The sequence below is a fragment of the Aeoliella sp. genome, from assembly GCF_965227375.1.
Classification (GTDB): domain Bacteria; phylum Planctomycetota; class Planctomycetia; order Pirellulales; family Lacipirellulaceae; genus Aeoliella.
This window is the reverse complement of the sequence record NZ_CBDDFX010000002.1, coordinates 2,220,186-2,232,286: the sequence shown is the minus strand read 5'-3', so window position 1 is coordinate 2,232,286 and position 12,101 is coordinate 2,220,186. Positions and strand designations below refer to the sequence as shown.

The following is a 12,101-nucleotide window of genomic DNA, read 5'->3' as shown; positions in this document are numbered from 1 at the left end:
CGGCTGGATCAGGACCCGTCCTTACGATTGCCGGCGGACGTGAAAACGGATACATCAACGTCATGTGTCATCCCACGCACCGAACCATCGCAATAGGCGAAGTAAACCAGAGAAGGGTGGGCACTACCAAAACTCTTTGGTGACAGTCGGTCGCCGTCCTTGCGCGGAGTGAGCGAAGAATGGGCGATCCTAATCGTGTCGGGCGCAAATCCAATCAGCAAGTGTCCTCGATCTGAAGTCGCTCCACCGTTGGTGTAGAACTTGGTGCACAGGTACTTCTCGCCGAGCAACAACGTGTGGCTAGTTCCATCGGTGACCTGGCGGAAGTCTATCGTGCTGCGTTGAAACACGACTCCTGTGTACCCACGTGTCGATGGCCAGTTATAGTCACCCAGCCCCTCTTCCATGGTAGCGGGTTCCCGGATTGCAATGTTGTTGCCTCGGTCTCCGGCACAAGCAGCATAGTCGCCCCGCGCGACTGCCTCAGCTTGGTTGGCGTTCATGGAGTCGTATGGCCTCGCGTTGGGGTAAAGCTGTGATGCTCGGCGAGAAGGGCAATGGAACAGGGGAAGCGGTACTTGGCTTGCTGAGGTCAGCGATTCGCGAAGACTCTCGCCACTCTGCCCTTTACCGAGCGCATGGAGCGTGGCCCCTTGCTCGACGTAAGGCAATAGACTGAACGTCCAGCCGCCTGGCTGCGTCGGACCAACCCCCTGATTGGGATCGCCCGTCCAGGTTGTACCCCATCCTCCTGACGGGAGGTGACCGTGGATGCTGTGTAGATTCAGGGCGGCTAATGAGAGTTGTCGAAGATGGTTGGAGCAAACTGACATCCTCGACCGCTCACGAGCCGCCTGGACGGCAGGTAGCAGTAGCGCCACCAGAACACCTATGATCGCCAGGACCACCAGAAGTTCTACCAAGGTAAATGCAGACCTCGCCCCCCCCTGTGGGGTGGAATCAGGCGCGCCGCATATAGGTCGTTGTTGCTTCAAAGCGATCGGCGTTGCTTCAACACAATGCGACGCCTCCCATGGACTGGCAGATTCAAATACTAACATACTACGACAGTAGTTTGTTGATTGACGCTCCAAGGACTCATACACTGGGGGTCAATATACACTTCCCAACGACCGGGGGAGGCTCATTCCGTCACCGTTGCTGTTTTTTCTCAAACTCACTGGGGGGGAACCTCTCCCGAATTGCTCGGGTAGGGTTCAGCATACATGGATAGAATTGCCAATAGAAACCGCCGAATTAGATTCGAGAGCCTGGAAAAGCGTTTTTTGCTGTGTCATCCCTTTCCGACTTACCCATTCGGCGGGCTGCAACTGTTAACGAATCAGTTTGGCGACACATCGTACTACGTATCCAATCCAGATAGTACGGATTTGTTCAAAGTCCGCTTGGGAAACCCAGGGACCTACGCGACCTTTTCGACTTCGGGTTCGGCCGATACCACACTGGCCTATTACGGCGAGCAATCATGCCCCGATATAGTCAACTACAACAGTGGCAGTGGAAACAATGCTTCTATCTCGACCAATACGCCTGACTACAGTGTGTTTGAAGCGGGTGTTGTAGGGCTTGCTGTGCTTACAGAAGATTCGACTCCTTACACAGTCCACGTCGATAGCAGCAGTCCATCTTCCAGTCGACTTAACGTGTCAAGCACCAGTCGTTTTGGCGAAGATCAGTTCAGCCCTCCCTCGGGAGAAGGCGAGGCCCTGTGGGTTAGATTTACCACCACGCACACCGGCACTTGGACTGTTTCAGCGGAATCGGAGTATGATTACGACGACATGGCGGTCTCTCTCTTTGATGGATCCGGCAATGCCTTGCAAACGTGGGTCAACGAGGTCGGCGCAGGTGGTACGGAGACGTTGTCTGCTAGTGTTGCCGCCAACAGCACTTTGTACCTGCGGATCGATCCTGCGGAAGGATACTATCAGCTGAACGACAATATTCTTGTAAACGTTCAAGGGCCTTCCCCGTTTGGCACCTTTCCTCTCTCGAATATGCAAATAGTGCCCACGGACCGCTACGGAGACACGTACGACTTCGGCGGAAGTAGTGGAATCACGAACTATCTGGTCCTTTCAAACGCCACGGGCGAAACTTCCATATCGAGCAACTACTCCTATGACATTCAGCAGATCGCCATCTACACGGCGGATGGCGAGCCTTCCCAGGTAGTGAATGTCGATGATTCCGCTTACGAGATTGCGGGCGTGGAGCAAACCGCAAATAGTCCATTGGGACTGGCTGTGTCGGCCGACTCCTCATACGATTTGAACATCGACGGTCCGAATCAGATCGTGGACTCCCTTGCAATAGACTCGACTTTGCTGTTTGGCGAGGCGCTCAACCAATCTCTCAACACCCGCTACGGCGTGCGCTGGTACGAATTCACTCCTGTCGACACCAGTCAAGATTGGCTCATTGAAGTCATTCCCCATGGCAACCTGGACGTGGCACTTACATTGTTCGAGGGCGACAATCCCCTCGACTACGCGCTGGACAGCGGAGGGCCTGGGCAGACAGAGAGTTACAATGTGTCTTCGTATAGCGACTCATACTACCTGCGTGTCGACAGTCAGGGACGGTCTGCCGGAACGTTTGACATCAAAGTCAGTGGCCCCAATCCATTTGAATACTACTTCGCCTACAACGATCCACAAGCCATCCGGGTTCATACCAACCAGTACGGTCAGGCGTTGATGACTGGTCTGGGAGGTGGTTCAGGGACGATTCATGATTACTTGATCCCAAGCAACGCCCCAGGTGGCGGCACGGCAACATTTCGTACCTCAGGAAGTCCTAGCGTGCTAGCTCTGATGGGCAGCGAGTACAGTTACGTCGAGTGGTACGATGACGACAACGGAACTCGAGTCGCGCCAGAGATCGTTGCCAACAACTCTAGTTCCTCCACCTGGAATGCCGCGGTTGCAGCTTCGGGAACGTATTCGTTGGAGATTGACCTGCCTGCCCAAGCCGTGGAATCGCTGGAAATCGGAGCTAACGGCAAGGCGGAAAGCGAAGAGTATCTGGATGGCCCTCACGATGTTCGCTGGTACACATTCACTGCAAATGTTTCTGGTGAATGGGACATCGAAGTAGACGCCGGCTCCGGTCAAGACCTTTCGCTGCTGGCCTTTGACGCTGCTGGAAATCGACTCAACGCCAGTCCAGTGGACGAAACGGGCAACGGAGGAATTGAGAACTTGACTCTGAGCCTGTCCGATGGCGAAGAAGTTTACTTCCGTGTCGATTCGGCCAGCGGTGGATACTACTACGATGACGATTCTGGGGACTTTGACCTGCGGGTCATCAGTCCCCGTTCCACGATTCAGATCGAGGTCGATGTACTGACGGCACCATTCCTGATTCTCGACGCGGCATCTGCAAATATAGAGCTTGCCATTGACTGGGTGACACAGCTCGCCGAACAGGAGTCACTGGAGGTGTCTTTACTCCGGTTAGATGATCAGGCACCCACCGACGTCTATGCTGAAGCGCTCATCCAATCGCACGAACTTGACGGACAGGGAACACAGTATATCGAGTACCCTATTGAAGTGTTTAGGCAAGCACTTAAGTTTGTTCATGACTTAAATGAAAGTGATAGTATCAACAATGTCCCTCCCGAAAGTCAGTATCGAATACGTTTTAGGGCGCTGGATCCTGATCAGAACCCAACCCTCATGGGTGTAAGTATCGATAATGTCATGATTCGATCCAGCAGGTTCTTTCCGACTGGCGACTACAACAGAGACGGAGTCGTAGGCTTGGCGGACTACACGATTTGGCGAAACAGTCTGGGAAGCCAGGATGACCTTAGGGCGGATGGCGACGCAGACGGTGTTATCGATCAGGACGACCACGCTGTTTGGAAGAACGCATTTGGACAAGTGGCTGAGCTCGAGCCTCTCTTCCAGTTCAATTCCAGCGACGTGGTTCCAGCTGGCTGGACTACCTCAGGGCAAGGGGGAACCTGGAGCCAGCAAGATGGCAAGATGCAGTTCGCTTTGGATGTATCGGTATCTAACCTTGCACCGTTAGCAGATTTCCTGACAGCCGTAGGAGAACCCGCGTTGGCATCAGTGATCGACGGTTCATCGACCGTCCTCTCCAGCAAGGAAGATGGCGATCCGTCGATTGCGAATGAATCAGCTAGGGCAAGCTTGTTGCTCAGACGAGGTCCATTACTAGAAGGAGGTGAGCAATCTGTCGACCCTCTCACCAATGGGGAGAGCGAGAGTGGTGATGCTATAGAGGAAAGCGTAGCCGGCCTGGATGCAGCATTTGAAGGTCTCTTCGCCGACTTAGAGCCGGGTATCTAGTACGACTCGGACCTGCGAGATATCTTGCTCCGCGACACGCTGTGGTCGTGGAACGGTTGTGGCTGAACTCTTTATCAGGTCTTTGACTGCAAATCGCCCCAGACCAAACGGGTGACACTCGCTGACCGGATACGTACTCATCCACGCGCTCGGCATCGACAAGCAACTCAGTGCGGATGGGAGTTGGGACGGCAAATCCTGTAAGACGGCCGGCTCTTACAGGGTTGTTGAAATTTACGACACCGAGTATCGGCGAGGTTTTACATCCCGCGCAGCGCCGGAAGGCCGAAATCTCTGAAAGCCCTAACTAACCCATCTGGCGAGGAGACTGCCATGCGTCTAGCAGTTTACAACGTTGAGAACCTGTTTAACCGCGCCAAAGTCATGAATCGCCAAGATTGGGGGATTGGTAGGCAGATTCTTGCCCAGTTCGCTGAACTAAACTCACTGCTGGGCGAGGCAAATTACACCGCAAACAGGAAACGCAGGATGGTCCGGTTGCTCACTGCACTTGGACTAGGTCGCAGCGATAGGGGGCCGGCCGTTATTCTACGTCGCAACAGGGGCGGGTTGGTTAAGCGGCCACGCAACGCGGACCCTGAAATCATCGCCGATGGTCGTGCAGACTGGGTCGGCTCGCTCGAACTGGTCGAAGCCCCGATTGACCACGAGTCGATGCTGATGACCGCTCGCGTGATTCGCGACGTCGACGCGGACATCCTGGCAATGGTGGAAGCCGAGAGCCGACCCGCGCTGCAAATGTTCAACCAGGAAATCGTCACTGCGGTTGGCGGTAGAGAATACGAGTGCGTCATGTTGATTGACGGCAACGACTCTCGTGGAATCGACGTGGGGATCGCAGTCAAGGATCCCTGTTCGATCGGCTTGATGAGAAGCCACGTTCACGATATGCCATCGCGAGGCGAGCCGCCTATTTTTAGCCGGGACTGTCCGGAGTATTTTGTTTCTACGGACTCTGGTGTTGATATCCTTGTCATGATCAACCATTTTAAGAGCAAGGGCTACGGCACGCAGGCTGCCAACAATGCCAGACGCAAATCCCAAGCCGAACGTGTGCGGGAAATCTATCGTGAACGAATGCGGGAGGGCTTTGAATACATCGCGATAGTCGGGGATTTCAACGACACTCCCGACAGTAGTCCTCTAAGGCCGCTTCACTACCGGTTTTCTGCAAAGGACGTTTTTGAGCATCCAGACTTCGACGATGGCGGCTACCCAGGTACTTATGGTTCTTGTCGAGCAACCAACAAGATTGACTATCTGCTGCTGTCACCAAGGCTGTATGCAGCCGTCCGGCGAGGAGGTGTGTGGCGAAAAGGCATGTGGGCCGGGGTTCGGCCAGTCCGATGGGATACCTATGAAGAACTGAATAGGGAAGTTCATGCTGGATCTGACCACGCCTGTCTGTGGGTGGATCTCGAGTTGTGACAGGTAGTGGCGTGGCGAGGGCGTGCTAAGCAAGCGAGTCCCGAGAAGTACTTCGCGCTCGCTAGCAACTATTCTTTCGGAAGATCCGGTTTCGCCAAGTCACCGTAGAGGTCGGGGCGGCGTTGTTTGAAATTGCGGCTTGCGGCCCGGGTTTCGCGGATGTTCTTCAGATTGATCGTAGCGGTGATGTACGACTCTTCTTCGTCGGGGCAGCGTGCCAGGATGTGTGTGGGCCACTTGGCGCAGTCGCCAATCATGGTGCCGCCACCATACGACTGATTCGTCGAAATCATGGCGACGTGGTTGCGGAACATGGTCGACTTGACGATGAAGTCTTCGACCGCGCCGCCTCGACCATTGATCCAGACGATCAACTCGGCACCGTGGAGCGACATCACTCGGGCGGGTTCGGGAAACCACCCGTCGTAGCAAGTCATGATGCCGACCTTGCCGAAATCGAAATCGAAGACGGGCAGCTCTTGTCCCTTCTCCATAATCCACTCGGGGTCGTGCTTGATGAGCCAGTCGCGATCTTTCCCGGAGGGAGGTTTGGTCCAGGCGGGCAGGGCAGGGTCGTACTGGTCGACGGCCGCGTGAGTCTTGTAGTACTTGCCAGCGATCTCGCCTTGGCGATCGAAGATCAACGCCGCGTTGGCGAACTCACCGTCTTCTTTTAGTTCCCAACAACCGACGATCACGTAGATGTTGTTCGCCCGAGCGGCGGCCGATAGCTTCTGCGTCGTCTCGCCTGGGACATCGATTCGTCCCAGGATGTACTCCGGAAAGACAACCAACTGGGCGCCGTCCTTGCCCGCGCGGTCGATGTAGGGGATGAGCTTCTTGGTGACGTCGTAACCCTCTCTAGGGAGATCGCCCTTGTCGTAGCCGCGAACCTGGACGGCGGCCACTTTGACAAAGTCGCGGTCGAGATGCTTGGTCGCTTCGACCTCCTGGCCAAGCAGCGTTGAGGATGTCGCCAAGCAAACCAATTGGAGCAAAGTAAGGCACCAACATCGATTCCACACCATCGCCGATTTCTCCCGTCGAAGCAGAGCCAAAGAGCGTTTACGTACCACGACCATCGTAGCCGGATAAGAGAGCCAAGCCAAACCACTGTCCTGTATTGCCGCTGACGGGAGACTAGCAACTGCAAGGGCCAGTTGCTCTGCTCTGTGACGCTGGTAGTCGCACTAGCGGGGTTGGGCAACCAGGATAGGCTCGACGAACTGGCCGGTGGGCGAACTGGTGTCAGACGGATGGTGGTTGGGGAGGGCGGCGGCGCCGAACCCAGCCACTTACCATCAGGCAGCCGGTCAGTGCTATCCAGGCGGCCATTGGTTCGGGCACAGCGGCAGCTTCGCTGTGGCTGGCGGAACTGGTGAGTTGGGCTCCAAAGTTCGCCTTCCACACCTGGTAGTCTTCGACGGTGTATCCTGCGCCAAGGTGATTTCGCCAAACAGTGTAGTCGGCAATGTTAACGCTGCCATCCTGGTTGAAATCGCCCGGCAACCCCAGCGACGGAACTCCATAGACCTCCGAGGGGTCGATTCCCTGTCCGTCCGTGAACATGACCTCCTCCCCCACGGCGAACATTGCCCCGTGGGCAAGCCCAAAGTCCGAGAGATCGATCAGGTAGGCCGTGTGCCGCCCTGAAGTCGTGCGATGGAAATGGAATGTGGCAGCGATCAGCGCTTGCAGGGTGTCGACGTCATTCTGGTCGCTCTCGTAGCGGCTGCGATTGGAGGTGCTCTCGCCAAACACGTCTTCCGTCGCCGGTGTCATGTCGTCGATTGTTGTTCCGCGGATGGTGACGTCGACCGTGTCGGCACTGCCCCAATCGAGCAGAACGATGTCGGGGCCGTCCTGATTGTAGATCGGCTGGTCGAAGTCGACCGACCAGCTTACAAGGTTCACGAAAACGGTATCGATCTTGCCGTCGCTCAGCAAACCGTCTCGCTGCGAGGGTGGGGGAGCGGAACTGGAGCCCGGTTCGGTGATGATGTCTGCAACCCGGCCCCCTTGTCCATCATCTTTGCCGCCAAAGGCGGATAGGCGACCGCCGATCAGCTCCTCCGACGTGAAGGTGCGATCGACCCCGGCATGCGACAACGTAAGGTTGGCGAACTCGCCACTGGTCGATGCCGAAATGAGCGTTCCGCGGATGGTGGTCGGAGTATCGGGCAGGCGGGTAGTGTAGGGCTCGGGCTGCGCGAAATCGGCCCCGTCGGGAAAGTCATATGGAAGGTGGTACACCTCGCCCGACTTGGTGGTGAAATATAGGTGCGTATCCGAAGGTTCCCAGGCGTCGCCATCCGCCCAGAATGCATAGAAGTCATCCTGGGCGTTCAAGGGCTGCTGCACATAGGTGTGATTGTAGTAGCTGCCTTGTGTGAGCTGTTGTGCGAGGGCCCAATTCGTGCCTTGATCGGTGCTGGTCCACACGCCGATCTCGCCACCGGTTCCGTATTGCTGGGGACCATCGATAAAGGGAGCAATCACTCGCCAGGTGCCGTCTGGCTCGACGTACATGGCGCCGGTGTCGTAGTTGTGGTTGGTGGTGCCAAAGTCCTTGATTTCCCACTGGCCGCCAGTCCAGTAAGCCGTCTTTAGGAAGCGGTCGGGCCCGGGATCGCCGTGATCGCCCGGTATGTGGGAAGGGCTGCTGAGGAACATGATGATCGGATTGCCCGACGAATCGTAGTTCAGCGACTTCAAGTACACACGCTCGTTGGGGGCCGCATCGTACACCAGGGCGGCGCCATCGGTGCTGCCATCGGGGCGGGAGGTCAGCGGGTTGTTGTTGCTGCCGGAGTTGTCTACCAGCGTGAGTCCGTCGGCCGTTTGCCAAGTCTGTGCCTGGTCGGAAGTCTCCAAGTAGTAGAGATCGGTGCGCCAATCGAGTCCCTGCCCCGTGGGATGGACATTGAAGATCGTACCTACCGAAGCACCATCGGGTTTGATCCAGCTCTTCTGGTACTGACCGCTCTCGATCTGAGCGAGCCCCTTCCGCTCGGTCCACGTGTCGCCGTCGACGCTGCTAGTGGAGTAAAGTTGTCTGCCACCATTGTAGCGCGTGTGCAGAAAGAGGAACTTCTCCTCTTCGGTCGTGTTCGGCACGTACCAGGCGGAACCGTAGCTGAAGTGCGGTACACCCGTCTGCCCGGGATTCCCGGGGGGATTCCCAAACACATCCATGTCTGCCGAACTCGAACTATCCAGCAAGCTGACGAATGTGTCGATTACGCCGGGCGACGCACTGCGATGAATGAATGATTCGCGCGAGTCGCCGTGCGAGTTGCTGAACAGGTAGAGATACCCATCACCATCGAGCGCCAGGACAGGTGCGTCGTGGGCGTCGCCGGTTTGCTTGTCGAGCCACACCTGCGGTCGGGCGACCAGGCCGCTTTGGTGATCGAAGTAGGAGATCGCGTGACCGATGTTGTTGCCCGGCCCGGGATTGATGTCCATGTTGAACGCAAAGTACGTGCGGTCGTCGATGGGCGAGTACACTCCCATCGGAGCGATCTGCTGCGGATAGGTGGCCAGTCCGCCCCCGTACTTGTTGGGGTAGTTGCCTCCGCCGCCGGAAATCTCGTACCAAATGCCTTGAAAGCCTTCGCCCGGAGTGGCCGTCAATTGGGCGGAGGCCGACGAGTGGATTGCGGACACTATCAGCAGCCCCAGCAGGCGGGGGAAGAAGCAGTTCGCGAGGTTGTTCATGTTGCTAGTCGCTTCTGCCGCGGTGGCGAGGTATCAAAGGACGGTCGGCTGCCCCTCGTACGCCCTTTGAGTCCCTTCTGCCTGGCGTTGCCTTCTGCCAAGTGACGACGCCGGCCAATAAGGCCGATAAGGGAGGCAGCTCCCATCAGCATAACCCATGTGGAGGGATCAGGCACGCTGGTGACATCGGCCCAGGTGGTGCCGATGCGGATTTCGTCAAATTCACCGACGGATTTGGTGGTCACTTGCCGTCCCTATCGGAGCTGCGGCGGGGGGCGAGGATTCCCAGTCACCCGATGCACGCTGCCTCAACGGCTTTCCGTTTCAATGCAATCAGACCGAGCATCAATCGCTACCAGGTTCGAAATCGACTCGACGGACGCGGTCCGGGCATATGGGCACGCCCTTTTCGGCACTTTCCACCGCCGCGAAGCATAGTTGCAGGCTGCGAAGGTTCGCTTTCGCCGAGTTCTCCGGCTCGCGCCCTTCTTCGATAGCGCACAGCAACTCGCCCATGGTTCCCGCGAATCCATCTGGAAACCAATCGCCTTCGAGTTGGGCGCGCGCTTGTCCATCGGAGTTTGTGATGGTGACGTTGTCGTTGGCGCAAACCGGGCCCGTGCTGCGAAACGTAGCTTCTGTGCCGGTGACGATGATGGTTTCGAAGGGATCCCACTTCGTACTCCCACGGAACACCAGCGAAGCGTGCCCGCTGTCGTACTGCACCACTACCTGAGCGTTAAGCGGGGGGGCAACTTCTTGGTTGTTCGCGCGATCGACTTGGGCGAACACGCTGCTTGGCGAAGCGGGTCCAAACAAGCAAGCGACGATATCGAACCAGTGGATGGCGAAGTCGTAGAGGATGACATGATGCATCGCGTCGAAGGGCGTGTCTTTAATCCAGCCATGATCCCACACGACGTGGATGTCGATGGAGCAGACATCGCCGAGAATTCCCGCTTTGCACGCCTGGCGCAGGTAGCTGAAGTAGGGCGCCCAACGTCCATTTTGATTCACGGCCAGCTTCAGCCCCTGCTGCTCGGCAAGGTCGATCAGCTCTTCAGCGACGTCCAGATCCGACACAAAAGGCTTCTGACTCAAGACGTGCTTGCCCGCCAATAGCGCCGCACGAACCAGCGGAGTGCGCTGTGCAAGATGGGTCGCGATGTCAACCACGTCGACGTCGGCGCGGTCGAGTAGCTCGCGATAGTCGGTATAGACGTCTGCCTGCGGGTAGTACTCCTGGCGTCGCTCTTCGGCAGCTTCTCGCCGTGTGTCGCACAACGCTACCACGTCGTACCCCATGTTGCGGTACGCTTGCAGATGCGACGAGGAGATGCCCCCGCAGCCGATCAGACCGATCTTCGGTTCGTAGTTGCGAGGCTTTTGTGGCTGATAAGGTAGCGACGGGGCAGCCACCTCACCGGGCGGATCGCTTCGGAGTGCCCGGGGATCGCTGCTTGTATTATCCATGCGTCCAGCCTTCGACAGGAGCCGTTTTCTTTTCTTCCGCACTCTGGATTGCAGCATCCACAATCAGCTGACCGATGCGAGCGACCTGCGGCGAAAGCGGCCCTGTTATCGGCAGCGAATGATCGAGACGGCTAATAGTATACTCGATGCCGTTCCGCTGGCCGCTGGGAAGTTCATCCACCGGAATATCGATCCCTTCCGGATGCTGCGAGGTTTGCATGCGAACTGTCTGTTCGTAGTCGTAGCTGGAGATCGTACCGCAGCTACCTCGGATCACAAACCCGCACTTGGGCTGCGGTTGGTGCGTCCACGGGTCGGTAAACGTGCCCCAGCGAGTCTCGAACTTCGATAGGCCGGTTGCATAGCGAACGACGGTTACGCTGTGCTCGTCCACTTCCAAGCCATCCGATGCATTGATGGCCGCAGTCACTTCAATCGGCATCTGTCCACCATTAAACCAACTCCCCAGAGTTACTCCATACCCAAGATAATCGCGGAGCGATCCCCCTCCGGCCGCTTTGCTGTACCACCAACTCTGCTGCTTGGCTTCCGGGGTAGGCTCCAGCTCTACCTTGTCCGCGCCATGCCACAGGGGCCCGCGATTCCCATCGTAGTAGTGCACCTCCAGAACATCGCCGATCTTACCCTCTTCGATCAGTCGGTGCGTGGTGACGTGACTTGGAACCCAGCGTAGCGGCCAGTTGATCACCAGTTGTTTTCCGGTCTTCTGCACCGCTGCAATCATCCGGTCGGCGTCGGCGACCGACGCGGCGAAGGGCTTCTCGACGAATACGTGGACCCCATGAGGGGCAACCCGCTCCACCCAAAGTGCGTGCTCCGCAGTGGGGGGGCACAGAATCACCATGTCGGGGCGTGTTGCTTCGAGGCATGCCGCGTAGTCCGTAAATACGCAGTCCGGAGGGATATCCAAGGCTTCGACCGCGGGCTGCATGGTATCGCGGTTCTCATCGCACACCCCGACGATCTCCGCTGTGGGATGCTCCTTAGCATTTCGCAGCAAGTCTCCCATGTGCATGTGGGAAAAGTTGATGCCGGCAATTCGCCATCTCGAAGACAATTCGATCCTCCGTTGCGCCGATCGGACGGCGGTGATGA

8 protein-coding genes are annotated in these 12,101 nt (G+C 57.1%); 2 read left to right on the top strand and 6 right to left on the bottom strand.

The features are described from left to right. Window positions 1-8: 8 nt before the first annotated feature. Window positions 9-1,061 carry a DUF1559 domain-containing protein gene (locus ACQK2L_RS21735; protein ID WP_425399148.1) on the bottom strand — a complete coding sequence of 351 codons (1,053 nt, stop codon included), beginning with the start codon at window positions 1,059-1,061 and terminating at the stop codon, window positions 9-11. A gap of 165 nt (window positions 1,062-1,226) precedes the next feature. Here ACQK2L_RS21735 and ACQK2L_RS21730 point away from each other — a divergent pair, with 165 nt between their 5' ends. Further along, entirely contained in the window at window positions 1,227-4,343 is a 3,117-nt protein-coding gene (locus ACQK2L_RS21730; RefSeq protein ID WP_425399147.1) for a hypothetical protein, read from the top strand. Between the two features lie 333 nt (window positions 4,344-4,676). Further along, complete coding sequence (locus ACQK2L_RS21725; RefSeq protein ID WP_425399146.1) at window positions 4,677-5,792, top strand: endonuclease/exonuclease/phosphatase family protein; 1,116 nt, start codon at window positions 4,677-4,679, stop codon at window positions 5,790-5,792. A 68-nt stretch (window positions 5,793-5,860) separates the two neighbouring features. Here ACQK2L_RS21725 and ACQK2L_RS21720 read toward each other — a convergent pair whose 3' ends face one another. From ACQK2L_RS21720 to ACQK2L_RS21700, 5 genes are all read right to left on the bottom strand, one after another. Continuing rightward, window positions 5,861-6,772 carry a carbon-nitrogen hydrolase family protein gene (locus ACQK2L_RS21720; protein ID WP_425399145.1) on the bottom strand — a complete coding sequence of 304 codons (912 nt, stop codon included), beginning with the start codon at window positions 6,770-6,772 and terminating at the stop codon, window positions 5,861-5,863. A 268-nt stretch (window positions 6,773-7,040) separates the two neighbouring features. After that, complete coding sequence (locus ACQK2L_RS21715; protein WP_425399144.1) at window positions 7,041-9,512, bottom strand: BNR-4 repeat-containing protein; 2,472 nt, start codon at window positions 9,510-9,512, stop codon at window positions 7,041-7,043. Then, window positions 9,509-9,688 carry a PEP-CTERM sorting domain-containing protein gene (locus ACQK2L_RS21710; RefSeq protein WP_425401115.1) on the bottom strand — a complete coding sequence of 60 codons (180 nt, stop codon included), beginning with the start codon at window positions 9,686-9,688 and terminating at the stop codon, window positions 9,509-9,511. Before ACQK2L_RS21710 ends, ACQK2L_RS21715 begins: the two co-directional genes overlap by 4 nt. Window positions 9,689-9,857: 169 nt before the next feature. Continuing rightward, window positions 9,858-10,985 carry a Gfo/Idh/MocA family protein gene (locus ACQK2L_RS21705; protein WP_425399143.1) on the bottom strand — a complete coding sequence of 376 codons (1,128 nt, stop codon included), beginning with the start codon at window positions 10,983-10,985 and terminating at the stop codon, window positions 9,858-9,860. Further along, a complete protein-coding gene (locus ACQK2L_RS21700; RefSeq protein WP_425399142.1) occupies window positions 10,978-12,063 on the bottom strand; it encodes a Gfo/Idh/MocA family protein in 1,086 nt (361 codons plus the stop codon). Before ACQK2L_RS21700 ends, ACQK2L_RS21705 begins: the two co-directional genes overlap by 8 nt. Between the last annotated feature and the right edge of the window lie 38 nt (window positions 12,064-12,101).

Bases quoted from the DNA above. Each gene is read 5' to 3' on its own strand.
- ACQK2L_RS21735 (WP_425399148.1), bottom strand. From the start codon at position 1,061: ATGTTAGTATTTGAATCTGCCAGTCCATGGGAGGCGTCGCATTGTGTT.
- ACQK2L_RS21715 (WP_425399144.1), bottom strand. From the start codon at position 9,512: ATGAACAACCTCGCGAACTGCTTCTTCCCCCGCCTGCTGGGGCTGCTG.
- ACQK2L_RS21725 (WP_425399146.1), top strand. From the start codon at position 4,677: ATGCGTCTAGCAGTTTACAACGTTGAGAACCTGTTTAACCGCGCCAAA.
- ACQK2L_RS21705 (WP_425399143.1), bottom strand. From the start codon at position 10,985: ATGGATAATACAAGCAGCGATCCCCGGGCACTCCGAAGCGATCCGCCC.
- ACQK2L_RS21730 (WP_425399147.1), top strand. From the start codon at position 1,227: ATGGATAGAATTGCCAATAGAAACCGCCGAATTAGATTCGAGAGCCTG.